We start from the raw sequence: 20,105 nt of genomic DNA, 5'->3' as shown, positions 1-20,105 counted from the left end.
TGGCTTGCCGCTTTCCACCATCAGCAGTGCCGCGCGGGCATGGGCGACCAACCGCAGCAACACGGGGTCGGGCTCGCCGCCAGCCTTCTCGCCGGGCGCGAGCGCTAGCCGAATATCGCTGCCCCGCCGGACCAGCCGCGCGGGTATCGCAATCTGACGCTCTTCAAAATTGTCGAGTGAGAGCGTGATGGTCTCTTCACCAAGTTGCACGCTGAGCCCGAGGTCGAGCAGCGTCCCGCGCTGTTCAGCGACGGCATCCAGCGGCAGTGTGTCGGCAAGTGCGCTGCGCCAGCCAATATCTGTAACCACCGCATCAGCTGAGCTATCCTCGACAACGCCATGCTTGCGAAGCGATGCTGCCACCGCATCAATGACGATACGTTCTATCTCTCCGGCTGGAACACGCCAGATGCCTTGCCTATCGNAACGCCATGCTTGCGAAGCGATGCTGCCACCGCATCAATGACGATACGTTCTATCTCTCCGGCTGGAACACGCCAGATGCCTTGCCTATCGTCACCTGGATTAAGCTGGCTGACATAATAGCGATACTGTCGACCATCGCGACGGGTGTGCGTTGGTGTCATCGCGCGCCCGTCTGGGTCGGTCACCATTCCAACCAGCAGGCTCGGGTTGCGGGCCTTGCGCCCAAGCTTGCGGTCACGGCCATTGGCGCGGGCAATCGTTTGCGCCTGCTCCCAGAGTTGCTCGTCAATAATCGCATCATGTTCGCCCTCGTAGAGCGCATCGCGATGACGGACCTTGCCGATGTAAACCGGATTCTTGAGCAGTAACGCCAGTGGCCCCTTGGTGAACGATATGCCGCCGCGCTGGCTGCCGTCCTTGTAATGGCGCAGCTTGGTGCGGGTGCCGCGCTGGTGCAGCTCATCAACAAGTGCTGCAATCGACTTCAGCTCAGCATAGCGCTCGAAGATGAAGCGGACGGTCGCCGCCTCATTGGGTTCGATGAGCAGCTTGCGGTCTTCGAGCCGATAGCCAATCGGCACCGGCCCGCCCATCCACATGCCCTTGCGTTTCGATGCTGCCACCTTGTCGCGGATACGCTCGCCGGTCACCTCGCGTTCGAACTGCGCAAAGCTCAGCAGCACATTGAGGGTGAGCCGTCCCATGCTGGTGGTGGTGTTGAACGCTTGGGTAACGCTGACGAACGAAGCCCCTGCCCTATCCAAGATGTCCACTATTCTGGCAAAGTCGGTGAGTGCGCGAGTCAAACGGTCGACCTTGTAGACGACGATGATATCGACTTTGCCCGCCACAACGTCCGCCAGCAACTGTTTGAGTGCAGGCCGCTCCATCGTCCCGCCTGACCAGCCGCCATCATCATATTGCTCGGGCACCAGCTCCCAGCCTTCATGGGTCTGGCTCATGATGTAAGCGCTGCACGCCTCGCGCTGGGCATCAAGGCTGTTGAACGCCTGCTCAAGCCCTTCTTCGGTCGACTTGCGCGTGTACACCGCGCAGCGCTTGCGCTCAGCCACCGAAGCCGCTCCTCCGCTTGCGCAGCCCGAAGAAGCGTGGGCCCGACCAATGCGCGCCGGTAATCGCCCGAGCTATCTGGCTCAAGCTCTCGTAGCGGCGCCGGTCATGCTCAAAGCCATCATCGAGGACCAGCACATGATAGGTCCTGCCCTGCCACGAGCGGACCAGCCTCGTGCCGCTCTTGATGGTCAGGTCGCGCGGACTGCCGACCTCGCCGGTCTTCTCAAGCTGGGCGAGGCTTTTGTCGATGGCGCGGCGCGTTGCCACGGTTAGACCGCCATGCACCCGCGCCTGCATCCGCCATGCGATGCCGCGGCGCAGCAGGTCGGGGCCGATATCGGGCGCGAGCGCGCGATATTGCTCGCGCCATACCGCGCGCAGCTCGGCTGGTGGCATGGCTTCCAATGCCGCAAGCTGGGGGCCGAGCGCAGTCACGATGCCACCGCTTCGGCTGCAACATCAGCAACGGCGATGCGATAGGCGACTACACCATCGGTGCGCTGTTCCTTGACCAGCGTCTTCCCCTGTTTGCGCAGGCCCGTCAGGAAAGCTCGGCAGCTGTGCGGCTGCCAGCTGGTCGCGCCAGCAATCTCGGTCAGCGTTGCGCCTTTGATGCGCGTCAGCAGCTTCGAGACGATGGCGGACTTGGTGGGCTGCGCTTTGGCGGCGCGGGGTGCTGAGGTGGTTGCCGACACCTCGGCGGCTGGCTTTGGGTCTGTAGTCATTTTGGGTCTCCGTGGGACGCTCCGGCACCATGCCGCGTCCCACTGACCGAAGCCCCGGAAACCCGCGCTCCGAGGCTTGCCGCCCACCCAGCGCGGCCGTCACACCAACGCTTCGTTGCGGAGCGAAGTCCAGTCGATTCTGCTGCTTAGTCGCGTTCTGAGCGAATGATGGCCCCTGCAGCGGCGGCCAGCGCCGCAAGGTCGGCTGCGACTTTCTCCAAGCACTCGATGCGCGCGTTAATGTCTGATTGGGATGGCCGTGAGCCGTGAACAGACACGAGTGCGGGACACTCATCCTCCATGAGACAACCTGCCCGCACCAGAAGTTCTGAGGCCAGCTTTCCCGCTTCTTGTTCGTCGGCGTCTGCCATGCTCGGCACACATGCTTGGCGTGCCCATGATGTCCATATGCAGCTTGGCATAAAATCAATTAGACGTGCGAACAGGCGCCCAGGCTTGCTGGACTTAGTGTCTGCTTTGCGCCCCCAATTCGGTCATTATGAGCGTGGCGGAATGTCCCCACAAGCGGACGTTCTCGACGCCCCAATGAGATTGGAGGGCAATGCTATCGCGATTTAGCTTTTGCCAATTATTGCAGCGCGCAGAATTTGCCTGCGACGAAGTCTACTTCGTGGCTCCCTACAATCTCATCCTGCTTGCACCACGCTACCATCGTTGCGTGTCATCTAGTTTGAGCAGACTTCTTCATTTAAATTTGCAACGGGTGCTTGCGGGACGGCCGTAATAAAAACGGCGATCTCGCCCTGTGCCGAGCGATTGATCACATCCTCGCCACTGCCCGCAGAAGTTCGCCAAACACATACATTCGGCCACATCCTTATCGCAACAATTATTGAAAGTGCGGCGAAAATTTTAGGCCCAAGTGGAATTATAACTGGACGAAATTGAGCGAGAAGCCCGAACAGCAACGAGTCTAATTTTTCGTAAGTCGCTTGCGGATCTAAGACATCATAAGGCAATACAGCTCCGCTTCCCGCTTCCTCAATTAGCATCGAATTTGCCTTATATACGGCGTCTTTGAAGCGGGTGTCCGGACCCTCTGGCATGAAGAGCCGCACCTCAGGAACCTCCAGGTAATCGATTGATCCTAAGGCTCGCCCAGGCTCGAAGCCTAAAGCAATGATCGCACAGGGCGGCTTAGACAAATCATCTGACCAGCCCGACAAATCACCCACTACCGGTTCAGACACACTGCTCGGCAACTCTCCATCGGGAGCCTTGTCAAAGGCTGAAAGGGCATAGCAGCACGTAAGCGTGGAACTGCGCGGAGCCCTACGAGAAATTGATAGGAAGGAGTTTGCTATCACGCTGCGTGAACATGAAGAAATATCAAAAAAAATTGCGGGGGATTCAGATCCTGAATTACTTACGCAGTCTACAAATGTTCTCTCAAATTCTTCAGCTGCTGCGGGAGCGGTTAAATCAACAAAAATGGCATTGCCGATTCTGGAAAAATACGATTTATTTTGATTGTAGTGAAGGACATCAGGGCAATTGTAATCTAGCACAATCAGTACAGAGATATCGCCTTTAAAATGCTGATGAACATAGCTGGAGCGTTCTTCGTATCCGCAAGTGACGACGAATATTTCTGCAACGTTGCTTGCAACGGCTTCCCATGCCTCGCTCATCCTTCAACTCCGAATGGCAAACGGGTCTGATTCAGGAAGTCGGGATCCTTACGTCTCGCCGCTTCCCGCGCCCCAATAATGGTACTTAGCGTTACGGTTCGTCCCGACACCAGTGGCAGTTTAAACTCCGGAGCTAATGTATAAGCGAGCCGCAAGCGGGATCCGCGGAGGTCCGTGAGGCCTGCATCCTGACTATCGTCAATGCGTATAAATGCACCTGAATTCAAGGATCGCCCTACCAATTCTAGAAGCGGTGGTGGAACGCCGTCGTCAACTACGAAGGTCGTCGGAGGCTCCGCGCGAAACAGTTCGATAAGCTGGGCATTCTGAAAATAGCTACCAACGATATCTATCAGATGTATGATCGAACGGATCGAACCAACTCTCTGCGACGGTATCGCGGACAGGCTGGATCGAAATCGGTGGATTGTCATCTCTGCCGACGCAGCTTGGCTCTCGCGACTAATAGTTCCGTTATTTTCGATAAATCGATCGACCAACGGCCTCATCAAATTTATGAATATTCTCGGGTTTCCTTCAGTCAGTGAGAACATTGAGTAGGTGCCGGTATATAGCGACATTGACTTCCGACTACGAAAGCTTCCGCCAGGCCGCAAAAACTCTGAACGTGTTAGGATATATGGCAATGCCTTGCGAAATGGGGCTTGCTCACTATCGCCCATTACATGAACTTCTTTTAGATTGATCTCTGATCGGGCTAGCCATGCCCGGAAGCTTGGATCGTTCCGCTGCAGTCTGACAGCTCTGCGATAAAACTCCCCTTCCGGCGGTGCATATGGGGATGACTTCTGTCGACGATGACTTCGCCCACCGTCAAACCAGCCGTCGCCCAACACTTCTTCAGGCTCCACGTTAGGCTTACCGCCGGATGCTTCCACCATTCCTTGCAGTAGCGACCGGCAAAATTGATACGCGCTTTCCCTTTTGCCGTACGTAAGGTCTAGAGGGTCATAGTCATTGTTGGCGGTCGGCGCATGTGGGGCCGCTAGAGCAGATAGCTCGACGTCGGATGAGAACGGAAAAAAAGAAAATTTGAAAAAAACTTCCTGAGCTGTGCTCCTCAGAAGCTGAAATAACTCAGTACGGATCATTTCCGGCGCGATCTCCAGTTCATCGCACAATATAGCCCACCGCCTATCGGGCTGACCTATAACGGTATTAACTAGCTTAATTGCGTTGAGAATAGAGGGCACCGGTTCAAGATATGCAAATTCTGGGAGCTCGATCTCACCATTGCTACGCAGTTTATTAACAACTATAAGTAGATCAGATACCTGTTCTAAAATTGCCGTTCTAATCCCGAACAGGGTTTTGGAAGGAAGCTGGATTTTCCAAATTGAGGCCAAGGCCTGCGCGAGTTCAGATTCGAGGTCGCGAGTCAAATTTAGAGCAAAGCGCTGGAGATCAACATGGTCAGAAATCAGTGAATCGCGCCCCTCGTCGATGGCATCCAACAGGGCCAAAGCCAGGTGCAGACGGAACGAGGTTCGTCGGATTTGCGCCGACTTCTCGCGATCCTTTATCTGGGCAGTGCGACTGTCCAGTTGTGAGCCCCATAAAACATCAGTCCCAAGGAAAATGGCATGAAAGGGGATTTGCGCTCGAATATCTGCCGCGTGTGGGTGCTGCCACGCTGCCAGCGTCCGCAATTGCAGCATTTTAAGAAGTGTAGTTTTGCCGCTACCTCTGGGGCCGAATAATACCGTATGCCGTTTCGCTACCAGCTTTTCGTACTGCGGAGGAGGAACAAATGTCCGGGCAATATCCTCTGCCGACAGGAATCTGGCGTTGAATGCGTCATACGACCTGACGTGGGAAGACAGTTCCGTCACGGCACTTGGACCTCTACTACTTCATTCGTTCGTCGGTTGGCTACAGTCGTCAGACCATGACCATTTTCGAGTAAATCGAGAAAATGAGATAGGTCTTCAGGTGTCAGAAATCGTACCGGCGGTTTCATCGTTAGGATTTCCTGCCAAGATACCGATTTCCCAGCATGCGTGGCCTTCAGGGTCTGAGCGATTTCATCCGCTAACTCTCCTGTGTCCGCTCGCGTACCAAAAGCCGCGACCGGGCCTAGGCCAATGCCAGCTTTAGGGACGATCCATCCATTTCCGTAGCTCCACTGCCAAGTGCGCACAGTGCCCTTCAGGCTGGTCGTCGAGCCTGAGCTCGTTGGGATCTGCAGCTCCAAAATGTAGAATTCATTGCGCGCGTGATCCATGTATTCTGCGTACAATCTCGCCGAGAAGCTGCCAGCAGAAAATATAGTAGGTGCAGAATTGCTTCCCGGAGCATAATAAATTCTCGGCATATGCTTATGTCCATGTATGACTAGCCATGGCCCGTTTCGCATTGCGGTAAGGTCGTTTACCAATTTATCCCCATTCTCCATTTGGGAATAGTCTTCAATCTTGATGAGATCGTTCTTATAAGGATGATGGTGGCAGACAAGTATATTGGCCTGCGCCTTTCCGTCCGCTTCGAGGTCTCTGATCAGTCGCTGCAGCGTGCGGTCGCTAACTCTCCCGTGATTGTATTCCGGTTCTTTCGGATCCTTCGCATATCCATGATATGCCGCGCTATTCAGAAGTACAAATCGAACATTCTCATGGTGAACAATAGTGAAATTTTTTGCCCAGTATTCTAGCCACTGCTGATAGTCTTCTACAGGAAAGGGAGGATCTAAGGCTTGAATTTGGCCTCTAGCATCGTAATTGGTGAACGCAAACCGACTATCCAAGTCGTGATTTCCCGCAGTGCCCAATGCAACTTTGGCACCGAGCAAGTCTTTCAATTTGTTGACTTCGCGCCAAGCATATTGCTGCCCCTCTGGGCTCGCCTTGTCTCCCATGTCCCCGCAGCATAAAATGACGTCTGCGGTCAGGCTGAATTGCTCTTTCAGTTCGGCAAGGCCAGCAAACGGATTCTGTCTAGGGTCACTTTGGTCGTCGGCCAAGTCGATCCAAGATGGGGCGGCCCCTGCTCCTGCCGTGGTCTTATTGAAGGCATGGAGGTCAGTTAAAACGGCGATTTTTATCGTCTTGCTCATTGCTTCGCTTCAAAGTTCGTTGCGATAAACTCGCGATGTTTGCGTCGAGATGAGCGAAAGCCGCCGACGTTTCTTGTCACATCAAGGTGACCAATGTTCCAGCGGGTGAGCTCCGATATCAAATTGAGGTCTCCAGCATAGCTCACTAGGAAGTAGCCGCCGCCTTCATCAATCCAGCGCAAAGTATCCAGAAATCGTCCCCAGTCAAAAGTCGCGAAACTGTGTTCGTGATACTCTCGAAATACGCGTTCTTCATTTCTAGCATAAGGCGGATCGAGATAGAAAAGGGTTTTTCTTCGAACGCTTCGACGAATTACGCTTTCGAAGTCATCGCATTCTAATCTGGCATTCTGGATCCAGGCTGAAGCCGAGTTGAGGTCATATCGGCTTAATGGATTGCCAACCTTGTCACCGCCCCAGGGAACATTGAAGTCGCCCTTTGAATTGACACGATAAATTCCATTGAAACAATGCCTGTTTAGATAAAGAAAGCGGGCGGCACGTTCTAGTGATGGTTCGGCGGCGTTGTATTCGTCGCGGACGCGGTAATACGTTTCAGGCGTGCGCTCGAACGACATGTATATCTCATGCAAGACATCAGGGTCGCTACGAAGGAACGAGTAAAACTCAATGAGCTGCGGATTAATGTCACCCAACGTGACGGATTTGCACGATACCGCGAATGCAAGGCAGGCCGATCCGGCGAATGGCTCTACGTATCTACTGAAGCTGTCGGGAAGCAACTCTTTGAGTGCTGGCACACTTTTGCGCTTACTGCCCGCCCACCGTAGCGGCGCCCGGGCCGGCAGCATTAGCTGAGAATCTCGTTCCTTCCCCATCGGATTTTCTTACAGGCTGCTGGGTAAGACGCAACCAGTCTGATCCAGGCCTCTGGCAAAATTCTAGCTTCCTCGGCATGGTCCATATCGCCACAGCCAGATACTGGCTCAAATTTGTCCACGCCGCCTAGCCAGCAGCGATCAGTCCACATTCGGTCATCCGCGGCCATCGTCGGCCCCGTATTCACTGACCAAGAATGACCCAGTTTCAGCGAAACCGGTCCTCCCATGCAGGGCGCCCTCCGGCTCTTTCACTTCTTTTTGGGGGGCTTGCTAGATTTGCTAGGTTTGAGGGACGGTGTGTTACCTGGTGTGGTTTTGTTGTCACGGCGACGCTGATCGGGTTTCCCTGTTGATTTTGCTATCGGCTTGGGTCCTGGCTTAAGTGCCATGGGCGCTGTCCTTTTCTTGTTTAAACCAAACCTGCGCGGAACTTTGTGCCTATGTTTTAGGGAGAGGAATTATTATGCAATAATCTGCACGATTTAAGAATGAAGTCAAGGCTGAATGCCTTTCCCAGTCGGGCAGCAATCACTGCTTCAGCCAAACTTGAAGCTCGCGAGAACCGGTAGCCAGTTCGCGACTTTTGTCGCGGCCACGTTTATAGATGACCCCGTTTTGCGCGGCGCTGGTTAGCGACCCGCGACCTTGAGCGGTCGCGTTAGCTGGTGGCTGCTTTCTTGGTTTCAGGTTAGGAACCTCACAACCTGTAAGCAGCACACCAAGAGCCGTTCAGGCGGCGGACTTCGCTGTGTCCGCTATTTTGGGGTCGGGGCCCAAAAAACAGGCAGTCCGCAATCGGCCCAGTTGCTGCAGATCTGGAGATGTTTAAGTAGCAGGTCGGTGATGCGCTCGATCCAGCCGATCGGCTATGAGTTCAGAGTGCCAGAAAGCGCCGGGATATCGAACCCAGACTTCTGTACTGAAACGCGCGAGTTGCGCGAGGCCGCCTATGCTGGGAATGCGGCTAATCGTTTTAGGAACATGTCTCATATTGGTTCTGATTTATGTTTCTTCGCCGTCACAAATAGGATAAATTGTCTGGAAAGCTGACAAAGGCGGGGGCTTATTGTGATAACGCGGCTTATGGTTCTGTGCGGCCTCGCGGTCGGATGCCTCGCCACCGAGGCGGTATACGCAGCCCCCCTCTGTGACGCCGGAGAGATTCCGCAGCCCAATGTCAAACTTGGCCCCCTGTCGGTCGACCGCTGCTATGTGCCCTATGACGCGGCTGAAAAGGCGGCGTTCAAGGAGATTTCTTCTTACTATGGCCGGGTGGAGATGGACGCGAGCGCGGGCGTCAATATGGAGCTGGACAAGAGTTTCGGCGCGACTCTCGGGACTCTCTTCGGCGTCAAAGACAAGTTCACGGCGGTTGTGACGGTCGCGGTCTACGCACGGATCGCCGACGAGGAAGTTCTCGTCTACGAAATGCCAATCTACACAATAACGCGGGACAAGAACCAGAAGACTCTATTGTCCGCCGACATACTCGGCGGGACCGGAATTGCGGTGTCGCCCACGTTCGCGCTCGACAGCTCCAATGCGCAGGTGCGAACCAAGCTCAAAGTAGCCCTCGTCAATTCAAGAAAGCTCGACGCACTTCCCATTATCAAGGAAGGCGTCGACCTTGCCGCCAAAATGGGTGGTCCGACGAGCCTCGTCACCGCCGTCGGCGAGCCTGCCCTTCTCGCGGTCGCGTCGCGCATCCAGTCGACTTACGAGGTGGCGCTCTCCGACGAGGAGAGCGGCAATCTCGATACGATCCTGAAGTTCGACCGCAGAAACGGGAACAAGGCCGTCCGATACCAAGTACAATTTCCTGTACCGCGCGGACAAGCCTCGAGCGTCGATATCACACTTACCCTCTCGACGACCGAGTCGCTCATCACCGACGCGCCGCCGCGCAAGGATGCGGCCAACGTGGAATGGCCTAATGTAGCGGGACTCGACGGCACCAGATACGCCGACCGGATCAAACTCTCTACCCGCACCGGCCCGGGGCTGGCGCTGACGACGCTATCCACGGCGCTCGATCAGCAGGGCGTTCCGCAAAAGCTGGAAGAGCTCAGCGTCGTCGGGAACCCTAGCGAGCAGCTGTCGCGGCAGGACGCGGTGAACAAAAGCTGCCGCGCCCTGCAGTCCGCGCTGCAAAAAGGACCGTACCGGCTAAACGATGCCGATGCTCAGCTGATACTCTTTAACGAATTGCAGCTTGGTGGCGTCTTCGATCGATATGACGCGAGCAGTCTGCCTTGTACGCGCGACTTGGTGAAGCCATGGAAGGCGCGATATAATCTCAGCCCCAGTTCGCCGACACCCGTCCGTTCCATCCCCTGGAAGGCGAAAGAGGCGCGGCTCTACCGCATGGCGAAAAGCTGGGACATGGCGACCGCCGATGTCCGTACATTCGCCTTGGGTGAGGATTTTGCCGATGCGAACGTTCCGGTTGTGGCTCCGCTCGATTTCATTCCGAACGTCCCTGTTGGCGAAGGCCCACCCGGCTTCCAGACCTTCAGCGTGGGCGTGCAGTTCCTTGCGGAGCGCAAGAAAAGCTGTTTCGGAAATTTCAAACCAAGCGCGGAAAATCAGCCTTGGGCGACGGCTTTTGCGCAATTTGAAAACGACCCGGTAGTCTATCTCCTCACGTTGCGTTTCGACAATCGATCGGAGTTTCTCGCCGTCGCTGGTCCACGCGTGTCAGCGATCGAGATACGGCCCGCCTCAGCATCGGACCGGGACGACTTCAATCAGTCGGGAAAATGTATCTAGACGGAGCCGATTTTTAATGCGGAGGTGCGGTCGTGCAAGCATGGACAAAGCATAGCCCCTTGACGCTGGCCCTCGCGGGACTGTTACTGCCCGGGTTTGCTTCCGCCGCTGACGACAGCGCCACACTCTATCGGTATCGACCGCTCGGCGCGGCGTCGCCGATATGGCGCGATGGTGCGGGTGGACCGATCAGCCGATTCCAAAAGGCGTTGCGTGCCGCGCTGATTGTGGAGCAAGTGCCCGAGAAGGAGCTGCCGGGTATCGACGGCAGCTTCGGACCGGTAACCCAGCGAGCGCTCGCGCGGCTGCTTAATAGCCCGCGCTTCGCAGACCTCAAGCCGGTGCGCGGCGATGTTCGCATCAGCGCGGCCTTGTGGCAGCGACTCTTGCCCGGTGTCGCTCTGCCGACCGTCGAAGAGCGCATCGAGACGCTGGTTCTAACTTACGAGGCAACCCCTTATGAAGGCGAGGCACAATGGAATTTCTGCCAGAACAGCCTGTCCTCGCAGCGGCGCACCAATCTGCGGTGTGTATCCAATGACCCGACATCCTATTTGACGTGGGGGCCGCGCGGCGCGACAGCCGGCGGAGGGCGGGAAATCCAAGGTATTCTGATCGCTGTCGATAGCCAAGCTCCGCAGCACATCGACGAGGCCTTTGCGGAAGAGGCCACGGCGGTGCGACGGTTCCTGGAATTGGGCGAAAGGCGCGCGGCACCGGCGGCGCTCGATACCGAAATTTATCTCTGCGGGATTTGGCTGGACGCCGCGCGCGCGGCAAAATGGTCGAGCGGATTTGCGCGCCTCGGCACCATACCGTTGGTGCGCTCGACTTATGTTGGGCTCTACCGATCGGGGAACTTCGACGGCGCAAAGATGCAAGCATTTACAAAGCTCTATGCTTTGCTCGGTCGCACGCCGACGGAGGTCGATCTCGCCTTCTTTACGGACCGCGCAACCCACACCGGCGGCGTCTTTGCCAAAGATAAAAGGACGAACTCGAGCGATGCGATCGCGGCGGTCGCGCTCGCCGTTCGGCAATCGGTAGACGACGTCGCGGCGGCCAAGCCTTGGGAGGTTCGGCGGGCCCTATCGCGCATCCTGGCCACTACGAACCAGCAAGCGGACCGCAACGGCCGCGACGTCGTATTTTTCGTCGATGGGGCAGGGGAGGCAGGACTCACGACCGCGGAACGGCAAAATTGGATGAGGCGAGGTCCCCGCCACGCCGTCGATGTCGGGATCGGTGACGATCGCGCTGTGGAATGGTCGGGGACCACGCAGCAAGTTTTTCCGACCCGCATGCCCGGGAATGCGTCGCTGACGAGCGCTGAGCGGTACGGTTGCCCGCTATGGGTCCTGAACTGGATCAATCCGAATACCGGGCCGCGGCGGCCAGCGATTGCCTCCGCTCTGCCCGCGTTCCCCGAAAGGGAGCCGTGATGGGGGTTTTTCGGGAGCTTGCGGCGTCTCTCGGCGCGCGGCATGAGCGCCCGCGTGCAGCTCCGCCGGATCGGCAACCATCGTGACCGACGCTCTGATACCAGCACAGGGCGCCTCGCCGTGGAAGCGAATGGTTACCATACTGGCTGCAAGTAGCCTGATAGCCGGCCTCAGCAGCGCTACCTTTTCGCAGCAAATTGTCTCATCCCCCTCGCGCGCGGCGATCGTCGCCGACGTCCAGACGGCGGTTCGGGGTGCGTCCCGCGATCTCGACATCCTCGTCGATCCCGATCTGACCCTGGCGATTGCTGCCGACGCCCAACTCTTTGTGGGAAATTTCTGCTTTGACCAGGCGGGGGGCTCACCAAAGAACATCTGCGACGCAAGTTTTAGCGACCCGGCTATTTTGAAGGGGGTCGTGAGCGATTATCTCCACGATCTCAGCAGTCGTCCCGCAACTGTGGAGACTGTCTCTTCGCGGCTAGCGAGGCTTTTGGGCTCGGAGATCGAAGGCACGGGCTGGCCGGGAGTGGTCGCCAATGACATCGGGACGGTCGCGTTGGCCGAGACGCTGCGGGGTTCCGACATTGCCGTTGCCACCGCTACGGGTTTCCAACGAATCGGGCCGAGCCGCCGCCTATTGCTGCTTCGGCCGGGGCGCGTTTCGCTGATCGCGACGTTTGAAGACGGACGAACGATCCGAAGCTCGATGACCATCTCCGCCTTAAAGGTGGTCGCGTGGGAAGGTCAGGCTTCGCAGGATAACTCGACCCTGGGAAGCATTGGCGTGCCGCCTGATATCTATTGCGAGCAAACAGCGACAAGCGAGAAGCCGCCGCCGCTCACCCCCTTCAATTGGGGGCGCGCCAGCTTCGCGGAACCAGCTGCGACCCGCGCGGCGCATCGAGCTCCAGCAGCATTCCAGAGCGCGCTCGACATCGCCGTGGTCGATGGCACGGGCGACTGCGGCCCCGAATGCCTGAACGGCATCGCCATTGCTTTCGCGCGTGCGGTTGCGGCGTGGCGCGCCGGCTGCCAAACCTGCGATCCCGGCGCGCTTGCGGTCGTGCGTGTAGGAAAGCGGGTCTGGATCGATCGCCAGGCGGTCTTCGCGCTTCGAAAATTTATAGCGAGCAGAGACAGCCTAGCCCAGTTCGAAATGCGGGGCCTGTTTGCCTCGCCGAGCCTCCTCGTGCCCGGCCGCGTTATCGCGCCATATGATCAGGTCGACAATGACGCGGATCTTGTCGAGGCGCTTTGCCGCATCGACGACCAAGCCATACCTTGGGTTAAGGCTTCGCAGGGCTTCCTTTGCCCCGGTGCGCTGATTGAGGCGATGCCCCTCCGGCCGAAACTCTCAATTCTCGGGGAACTGACCGAGTGCGGCGCCGGCGCGATCGCGTGCGGAAGGCCGGGCGGCGATGTGCAGATCACGACGGCGTCCTATTCGTTTCAGGTTCCCACCCCCGCGGGAAGCGTCCGGCTTGGCAGTTCGACGTCGCTGTTCGATATCCGTCCCGTGCTCTTGCACGAAGTCGGGCACTGGTTCGGTCTGCCGCATCCGTCGGAAGTCGGAGTCGAGGTCGAAGACGTCATGGCGGGCGTGTTTCAGCCGGGCCGCGAATGCGTTTCGGCGGCCAGCCTGACCATGTTGAGCAATGCCGCAGACAACCGGTGGCCCTATCGCGCCCAAGCAAAGCAGGGCCTTCTCGCACCATCATCGCTGCGCCAATAGCCAAAGGAAGGAAACGCGAAATGCGAATGACAGTTACGATTGCCGCGCTGCTGATCGGCGCCGCGCCGACAACGCCGGCAGCAGCCCAGGAATATGCCGATTTCAATTCGCAAATCGTGAAGCAGGTCGACTGGCTTGCCGCGAACAGGGCTGGCCTCGGCTACGACCTTGGCAGCCGCTATACCGAGGACCTGACCTATGGGTCGCACAAGTTCAAGGCGACCGGTGGCGGAAAGACGATGTGCGTTGCGGCGGTGTTCGAGATTGTCGTCCGCGCCTTGAACGCGTCGAGGGGCGCCGATGGAAAACCCCTGAGCGAGCGGTTGATGGATGGAAGGCAGCTCGGTGGCGGCTCCGCACTGAGTCCCTTGCCCTATATTTTCCAGTTTAAGTCGAGCAGTGTCATACCCGAATACAAGCGTAAGTTTTCCGGCGGGATTGGCGACGCACTTGTCCTATTCGGGATGGGAAAATATATGACGTTTGACAATGCGAAGGCGGGGGACTTCATCTACTTTAATCGCACCAATGGGGGCGGACATGCAGCGATCTTCATGGCCTATCTGGATGGCGGCGGCGCGGTGACAACCGTGCCGGCGAGAGCCACCGGGTTCCGCTATTTTTCCGCGCAGAATGGCGGGACGAAGGGCATGGGATACCGCGATGCGTTTTTCGGCGCTTGTCCGGCCGTGAAGACGAAATATGTGAAGGATTGTGGTGTGATCCGCAGCGCGGACCGCGGCCTCTTCTCTGTCAGTCGGATGCACGACCCCAAGGACTGGTATACCTCCTACAGCGCAATTCGCGTCGATCGCTATTTCAAGGGCGACAAGATCGACGCGATCTACGCTGACGAGGCGGCGTTTCGCAAACGTGGTAGGGACGAACTGGCGGCCGCCGAAGCGCAGGCGAAGCAAAGTGCCCAGCAGCATAAATTCCCTTTGATTGTTCCGGCGATCGCGGCCGAAGCCGACGCCGCAGGATATAAACTTCAAGCGATTGGCTTCGAGGAAGAGTTCGGGCCCAATTTTTCAGAATCAGAGGGGTAGGGCTGTCGGCTTTTGACCCGGAATCATAATCTGGTCCCGCTGACTCGAGGACCGAACCGTCCATGCGGGTTGAGGTCTATGAGCCCCAAAAAGCGGCTACCGAAGGATCAGACACACCAGCCGACGGCATGGGGGGAAGCCCCGCCTGGGCGGACGGATGTTTTGCACCTCATTTCAGACCTCCGACCCAGTTGAAGTTGACCGCAATCGACCCGGTTGACCGGCCCCCACCGAGTGGTCCGATCGGATTGTTAGAGCATTGACGCCTCCATCGCCAGTGTTGGCCGTAGGTGGAGCGAAGCGGAACCGGAGGGCGACACTGGCGACGACGTGCTCGCGGCACTGGCCGAGCTGTTCGTCACGCGTGGGCCGCCGGCGCATATACGATCGGACAATGGCCCGGAGTTTATCGCAACGGCGGTGCAGCAATGGCTCGCCCAGATCGGCGTGAAGACGCTCTACATCACGCCGGGAAGCCCGTGGGAGAATGGCTATTGCGAAAGCTTCAACGGGTCGCTGCGCGATGAACTGCTCAACGGCGAAATCTTCTACTCGCTCGCCGAGGCCCGGATCCTGATCGAGGCGTGGCGGCGTCATTACAACACTGTCCGGCCGCACAGCTCGCTGGGATATCGACCACCGGCGCCAGAGGCCGTTCCATCGCCAGTGTCGCCCTCCGGTTCCGCTTCGCTCCACCTACGGCCAACACTGGCGATGGAGGCGTCAATGCTCTAACAATCCGATCGGACCACTCGGTGGGGGCCGGTCACGTCCTCGCCATGGGTGGCCACATAATGATTGGCGCAGGCCCACAGCTCCCAATCGGTCAGCAGGCGCGGGGGCGCTGGTTCAGCCAGCACGTCTGGAGCAGCGCTGCTGGAGTCAGGCCCCCGCCGCATCACCGCATCAGTCGATCATCTTATGCTTGGCCGCATCAAAATCCGCTGCCTTTTCGGGCTTCACGCCGTCGGCGATTTCCTTCTCAGTGAGGAACCGGATCGCAACGCCGGTCGCGCTGGTGCGGCCCCAGCTGAACGCCGAGATTTTGCTGTCGCCATAGGCAGCCATAACAATGGCATCGGCGCCGGCCTTCTCGCCGCGTTCCCAGAGCTCGGTGTAGATTTTCTTCTGCGAGGGCTCCTTGCTGAAAATCGTTGCTTTGCGCACGCCCGCCTCGACCCCGGCGACAATGACATAGGGCTTGTCCTCGATATCATAGGGGAAGACCGGCACGCCCAGATCTTCGTTCATAACGGGATAAACGTGCTCTTTGTCCTTGGCCGCGAGCGGCGCCGACACCAGAATTGCAGCGGCCATCGCGGCGGCCAAAGTCGTTCCAAATTTCATAGATTCCCCCAATGCTTGCTTCTCCTGTAGCAGGAACATTGTTGGGGTGATTCGGTCAAGCGGCCGCAAAGATAAATGGGTGGGGGGATGATTTGACACAGATGATAAGCGCGCTGGCGCTGGTTGCCGTTGCTATGCAGGGGGTGCCTACCGCGCCTGCTGCCCCCGCACTTGCTGTTGAACAGCAAGCGGCTGATCCCGTCCAGCCTGGGGCAACGCTCGCGGCACCTCCGGTCTCTGCCGCTGCGTCCATCATCTTGCCGCGCGATACGCCCATTCACTTGATGACGCTGACCGAGGTGACCACCAAGACCGACACTATTGGCCACCGTTTCAAGCTGCGCGTCAATCAGCCGGTCGTCATCGGCGGCGCAACCGTCATCCCGGTGGGCGCGCTCGCCTGGGGTGAGGTCACGACCGCCGATTCAAGCGGCAATCTGGGCAAGGCCGGCAGCCTCACCGCGCGGCTGCTCTATGTCGAATATGCGGGCCAGAAGATCCCGATCAGTGGCGACACCTCGGCCAAGGGCCGCACTGGCACCGCTGAGACCGTCGTGGGCGTGCTGAGCCTTGGGCTGCTTGGCCTCTTTGCCAAGGGCAATAATGCCAAGATCAAGGCAGGCGAGAAGATAACCGCCTTTGTGACCGACGACTTCACGCTGGCGGCACCCGCCCCATGACCGCACTGTTGCTGGTCATCGCTGCTATCGCATCTAGCAACCAAGCCGAGCCGGAGGCGGCAGTCGCGTCGCCACCGCCTGCCGTGGCCGAGACCTCCCCAGCGGCTGCACCCGCGTCGACAAAACCTCAGATCCCCGATGGCACGCTCGTGCTGCTAACTCTCTCTGAGACGCTCTCGTCGAAGCGTCATGTCAAAGGCGATTTGTTCCGGCTCGCGCTCAGTGAGGATTTGATCGTGAATGGTACGGTGGTTTTGCCCAAGGGCACGCCGGTTGTTGGGGAAATCACCCGCGCCGAGACCAAAGCTGCGTTTGGGGTGTCGGGCAAGCTTGAGGCGCGGGCACTTTATGCCGAACTGCCGGGCGGAACTTTGCGACTAAGTGGGCGCATTGGCAGCCGCGGCGAAGGCGGCACGACCGAGACCGCGCTCGCGTTCGTGGCGATCGGTACGATCGCCTTTGTGGTCACCGGCAAGAGCGCGGAGATACCTGCTGGCACCGAGCTCGTCGCGCGGATTGGATCGCGATAGGTATTGCTTGATGCCGGCTCCATAAGCGGCCGATGAAATGCTTTCCTACACCGAAACTCGATGCCATGCTTTGATCATGCACAATCGAGATCCCCAATCGCGCGACTGGGCGCTGGCTATCGAGTTTTGGTTCGCGAGCCTATTGGTTTGCGGGGCGTTTGTTGCTGGGGCTCGGCAGGCTGTCCATCATATATTTTAGCATTATACATTCATCCATAAGCGCAGCCTCGCCGCCGAGTTCGGTTCTTGAAAAGAGGATATCTGCGTATCCCAATTAGTGTCGCGGCCACTAAGTTATAAGAATTGCGAGCGCTGCATCTTTTTTCGTTGTCCGTCGCAATAAACTGCTTCACCTTCCGTTAAATTGTAACATTTCAGACATCTAGTGTCAGTTGTTGCACAGGCAGTGAAGGGGCGGTTTATGCGAAAGCTTATGGCGGTTCTAATTGCGCTTGTGCTGGCACTGCCCCTTTCGCCTTCTTCGTTGGCGCAGACACCGGTTCTTCAGCCGCCGCCGCCTGAACAGGCCGGCCTTTGGGAAACGCCTACGTGGCAAGGCCCACCTGCCTATGCGGGCAGTGCAGAGATCGCCTGCGACATCCAACGGTCAGAATTTAACCCCAACGCCACGCCATTGCCGACGACATACGTCGACTACAACGATATGGCGTGCAACTGGATTCCCAAACAATTTGGCGGCCCGGAAAATAGCAACACGATCCTTCCTTCCCTCGTTCGGTTAGTTTGTCCATCGGGGTATCTCACTGTCCAGCAACGCTGCGTTTACCCGGCGGAGGAACGACCAGAGTGTAACGGCGAGTGCGGTGCGACGCCGCTGTCATCGCCGCCAACCCCGACGATCGGGAACCCCATCAGTGTCACGAGCGGATACAAGGTCTTGGCCGAGACCGATTATGTGACCGCCGACGGCCTGCTTGGTGTCGATCGCAATTATGTCAGCAAGCCCAATAGCTCTTGGAAAACGCTCCTGCCCGGCTTTCTGGAGATGAAGGGTGATTTCCGCGAGGTTGTGACCTTTCATAGCCAAACCGGTGGGCAGGACGATTTTTGGACTGTCAATCGCGATGCAACCACCTGGACTTGGACCATTCCCAATTTCTTTGGCGATATATTGAGCCCGACGCGGCGCAAGCTGTCGATGGTTACCACACCTACGGTTGATCGCTATGCGTTCTTCAATGACACAGCCGTCACCGCCGCGACCCCTCCCGAAATGCGGCTCGATATGGCCAATGGCGAATATATACTGTTCCGGCGCGCCAATGTGCCGGGCCTGCTTGCGGGCACTCGCTTGTTGGTCCCGGTCGAGCACGGCAAGCCCGGCGGCTACACGCAGTGGTTCGACTATAATGACGACGGCCCAAACCCCTATCGGGTGCGCGACAGCCTGAACCGCGAACTTGTGCTGACCTGGCAGAATGCACCCGGCAATACGACGGTGCAGGATTGGGAGCAGCCCAAGGTCATCAGCCGCGTTGCCCTGCCCGATGGCACCCGGCTCGACTATGTCTACGACAAGGCTGAATCGTCGTATGTCGCGCCGCCGCCGCAATGGGCTGTGACGCTCAATCTTGATATTCGCGAGTATAACTCGGTAACCTCCTCCCAGATCCTGGCTCCGTCGGAGATCATGCTCAAACGCTCAGGGCGCGCTAATCGCCTACGCTCCGTGACCCGCACCGATGCAAATGGTGTGCTGCTCTGGAAGCGCAGCTATGATTATGAGCAGTCCGACAATCCAAACGCCATAACCCGCATCCGGGACCAAAATGGGGCTACACTCGCCACCTACAGCTACGCCGCCCATGGCAAGCTCGCCGCCTCGGCGTTGGCGGGCGGGGTCAACGGCTACACCTTCGAGCATTTGCAGCATTATGTGAATGGCCAGCTCGATATTCGCAACGAGACGCGCAAGGCGACCGGGCCGCTTGGTCGCACTGACGTTTATTCACTCCATCGCCGTGAGAATGCCGGAAAAATCGAGCCATGGGCCATTATGCGGATCGATGGCGAAGCAACGGCCACGACCCCCGCTGACAGCAAGACTTTTCAATATTATGGGCCTTGGGGCATTCGTTTGCTGATGACCCAATCGGTCGATGCCCTCGGCCGAATCACCAACTATGGCGTTGATGTCGCAAATGCCCGGCCCACGTCGGTTGCCGAGGCGGTTAGCACTCCGCAGGCGCGCAGCACCACCTTGCAATGGCACCCAACCCTCGACCTTCCGACACGGGTCGAACGTGATGGCCTACGCGTCGATATCACCTACACGGCTGATGCGATGGTTGCGTCGCAAACGCTGACCGACCTGACCACCCACAGCGCGCCCTATTCGACCAACGGCCAGACGCGCACCACCACTTACAGCTGGGGTCCGAACGCCCGCCTGCTGTCGGTCAACGGTCCGCGCGCACCTGACGCGCAGGGTAAGGACGACATTGTCACCTTTGCCTATGACACGGCGGGCAAGGTGACGAGCATGACCAACGGTCTCGGCCATGTCACCAGCTTCGCTGCCTATGACGCCAATGGGCGCCCGGGCAGCATGACCGATCCCAATGGCGTCGTCACCCAGTTCACTTATGACCTGCTCGGCCGCACCACCAGCGTGCGCGTCAAGCATCCCACAACGGCGTCGCAGGATGCGGTGACCAGCTTCACCTATGACGTCGAAGGGCGCGTCAAGACGATCACTGCGCCCGCAAGCACCGCGCTGACCATGAACTATGATCTCGCC

The 20,105-nt window shown here is 58.1% G+C and carries 16 protein-coding genes and 2 pseudogenes; 8 read left to right on the top strand and 10 right to left on the bottom strand.

The window, feature by feature from the left end; all coding sequences use genetic code 11:
- The 9 genes and pseudogenes from AC2TC0_RS15610 to AC2TC0_RS15570 all read right to left on the bottom strand — a co-directional run.
- Positions 1–363 (bottom strand): annotated as a pseudogene (locus AC2TC0_RS15610) (hypothetical protein); the annotation flags it as partial.
- A gap of 20 nt (positions 364–383) precedes the next feature.
- Positions 384–1,475, bottom strand: a complete 1,092-nt coding sequence (locus AC2TC0_RS15605; protein WP_484718385.1) for a recombinase family protein — start codon at positions 1,473–1,475, stop codon at positions 384–386.
- 16 nt (positions 1,476–1,491) lie between these two features.
- Positions 1,492–1,935 carry a DUF2924 domain-containing protein gene (locus AC2TC0_RS15600; protein ID WP_484718383.1) on the bottom strand — a complete coding sequence of 148 codons (444 nt, stop codon included), beginning with the start codon at positions 1,933–1,935 and terminating at the stop codon, positions 1,492–1,494.
- The gene (locus AC2TC0_RS15595) at positions 1,932–2,225 is read right to left on the bottom strand and encodes a DUF3489 domain-containing protein (RefSeq protein WP_484718382.1); all 294 of its coding nucleotides are present in this window, start codon (positions 2,223–2,225) and stop codon (positions 1,932–1,934) included. Before AC2TC0_RS15595 ends, AC2TC0_RS15600 begins: the two co-directional genes overlap by 4 nt.
- Before the next feature lie 146 nt (positions 2,226–2,371).
- On the bottom strand, positions 2,372–2,596 hold the full coding sequence (locus AC2TC0_RS15590) for a hypothetical protein (RefSeq protein ID WP_484718381.1): 225 nt from the start codon (positions 2,594–2,596) through the stop codon (positions 2,372–2,374).
- A 315-nt stretch (positions 2,597–2,911) separates the two neighbouring features.
- Positions 2,912–3,877 (bottom strand): hypothetical protein, encoded by a 966-nt coding sequence (locus AC2TC0_RS15585; protein ID WP_484718380.1) that lies wholly within the window; start codon positions 3,875–3,877, stop codon positions 2,912–2,914.
- Positions 3,874–5,730: an ORC-CDC6 family AAA ATPase gene (locus AC2TC0_RS15580; RefSeq protein WP_484718379.1), complete on the bottom strand. Its 1,857-nt coding sequence runs from the start codon at positions 5,728–5,730 to the stop codon at positions 3,874–3,876. The genes AC2TC0_RS15585 and AC2TC0_RS15580 overlap by 4 nt, the downstream gene beginning before the upstream one ends.
- Entirely contained in the window at positions 5,727–6,950 is a 1,224-nt protein-coding gene (locus AC2TC0_RS15575) for a metallophosphoesterase family protein (protein WP_484718378.1), read from the bottom strand. The genes AC2TC0_RS15580 and AC2TC0_RS15575 overlap by 4 nt, the downstream gene beginning before the upstream one ends.
- Positions 6,947–7,762: a DNA adenine methylase gene (locus AC2TC0_RS15570; protein ID WP_484718384.1), complete on the bottom strand. Its 816-nt coding sequence runs from the start codon at positions 7,760–7,762 to the stop codon at positions 6,947–6,949. The genes AC2TC0_RS15575 and AC2TC0_RS15570 overlap by 4 nt, the downstream gene beginning before the upstream one ends.
- A gap of 1,113 nt (positions 7,763–8,875) precedes the next feature.
- On the opposite strand from AC2TC0_RS15570, the gene AC2TC0_RS15565 reads away from it, so the two are divergent.
- The 5 genes and pseudogenes from AC2TC0_RS15565 to AC2TC0_RS15545 all read left to right on the top strand — a co-directional run.
- The gene (locus AC2TC0_RS15565; RefSeq protein WP_484718377.1) at positions 8,876–10,561 is read left to right on the top strand and encodes a hypothetical protein; all 1,686 of its coding nucleotides are present in this window, start codon (positions 8,876–8,878) and stop codon (positions 10,559–10,561) included.
- Between the two features lie 209 nt (positions 10,562–10,770).
- On the top strand, positions 10,771–12,003 hold the full coding sequence (locus AC2TC0_RS15560) for a hypothetical protein (RefSeq protein WP_484718376.1): 1,233 nt from the start codon (positions 10,771–10,773) through the stop codon (positions 12,001–12,003).
- An 82-nt stretch (positions 12,004–12,085) separates the two neighbouring features.
- Entirely contained in the window at positions 12,086–13,738 is a 1,653-nt protein-coding gene (locus AC2TC0_RS15555) for a hypothetical protein (protein ID WP_484718375.1), read from the top strand.
- Positions 13,678–14,787 carry a hypothetical protein gene (locus AC2TC0_RS15550; protein WP_484718374.1) on the top strand — a complete coding sequence of 370 codons (1,110 nt, stop codon included), beginning with the start codon at positions 13,678–13,680 and terminating at the stop codon, positions 14,785–14,787. The genes AC2TC0_RS15555 and AC2TC0_RS15550 overlap by 61 nt, the downstream gene beginning before the upstream one ends.
- Before the next feature lie 324 nt (positions 14,788–15,111).
- Positions 15,112–15,522 (top strand): annotated as a pseudogene (locus AC2TC0_RS15545) (integrase core domain-containing protein); the annotation flags it as partial.
- A 171-nt stretch (positions 15,523–15,693) separates the two neighbouring features.
- Here the strand turns inward: AC2TC0_RS15545 and AC2TC0_RS15540 are convergent.
- Positions 15,694–16,134: a hypothetical protein gene (locus tag AC2TC0_RS15540; RefSeq protein WP_484718373.1), complete on the bottom strand. Its 441-nt coding sequence runs from the start codon at positions 16,132–16,134 to the stop codon at positions 15,694–15,696.
- A 92-nt stretch (positions 16,135–16,226) separates the two neighbouring features.
- On the opposite strand from AC2TC0_RS15540, the gene AC2TC0_RS15535 reads away from it, so the two are divergent.
- From AC2TC0_RS15535 to AC2TC0_RS15525, 3 genes are all read left to right on the top strand, one after another.
- Positions 16,227–16,814 (top strand): hypothetical protein, encoded by a 588-nt coding sequence (locus AC2TC0_RS15535; protein ID WP_484718372.1) that lies wholly within the window; start codon positions 16,227–16,229, stop codon positions 16,812–16,814.
- Positions 16,811–17,344, top strand: a complete 534-nt coding sequence (locus AC2TC0_RS15530; protein WP_484718371.1) for a hypothetical protein — start codon at positions 16,811–16,813, stop codon at positions 17,342–17,344. The genes AC2TC0_RS15535 and AC2TC0_RS15530 overlap by 4 nt, the downstream gene beginning before the upstream one ends.
- A 484-nt stretch (positions 17,345–17,828) precedes the next feature.
- Positions 17,829–20,105: RHS repeat domain-containing protein (locus AC2TC0_RS15525; protein ID WP_484718370.1), on the top strand; the 2,277-nt coding region annotated here is incomplete at its 3' end.

This window comes from Sphingopyxis sp. sgz302558 (genome assembly GCF_057220455.1).
This window is presented reverse-complemented; position numbering and strand designations above follow the sequence as displayed.

Bases quoted from the DNA above. Each gene is read 5' to 3' on its own strand.
- AC2TC0_RS15595 (WP_484718382.1), bottom strand. From the start codon at position 2,225: ATGACTACAGACCCAAAGCCAGCCGCCGAGGTGTCGGCAACCACCTCA.
- AC2TC0_RS15590 (WP_484718381.1), bottom strand. From the start codon at position 2,596: ATGGCAGACGCCGACGAACAAGAAGCGGGAAAGCTGGCCTCAGAACTT.
- AC2TC0_RS15585 (WP_484718380.1), bottom strand. From the start codon at position 3,877: ATGAGCGAGGCATGGGAAGCCGTTGCAAGCAACGTTGCAGAAATATTC.
- AC2TC0_RS15575 (WP_484718378.1), bottom strand. From the start codon at position 6,950: ATGAGCAAGACGATAAAAATCGCCGTTTTAACTGACCTCCATGCCTTC.
- AC2TC0_RS15570 (WP_484718384.1), bottom strand. From the start codon at position 7,762: ATGCTGCCGGCCCGGGCGCCGCTACGGTGGGCGGGCAGTAAGCGCAAA.
- AC2TC0_RS15565 (WP_484718377.1), top strand. From the start codon at position 8,876: ATGGTTCTGTGCGGCCTCGCGGTCGGATGCCTCGCCACCGAGGCGGTA.
- AC2TC0_RS15540 (WP_484718373.1), bottom strand. From the start codon at position 16,134: ATGAAATTTGGAACGACTTTGGCCGCCGCGATGGCCGCTGCAATTCTG.
- AC2TC0_RS15530 (WP_484718371.1), top strand. From the start codon at position 16,811: ATGACCGCACTGTTGCTGGTCATCGCTGCTATCGCATCTAGCAACCAA.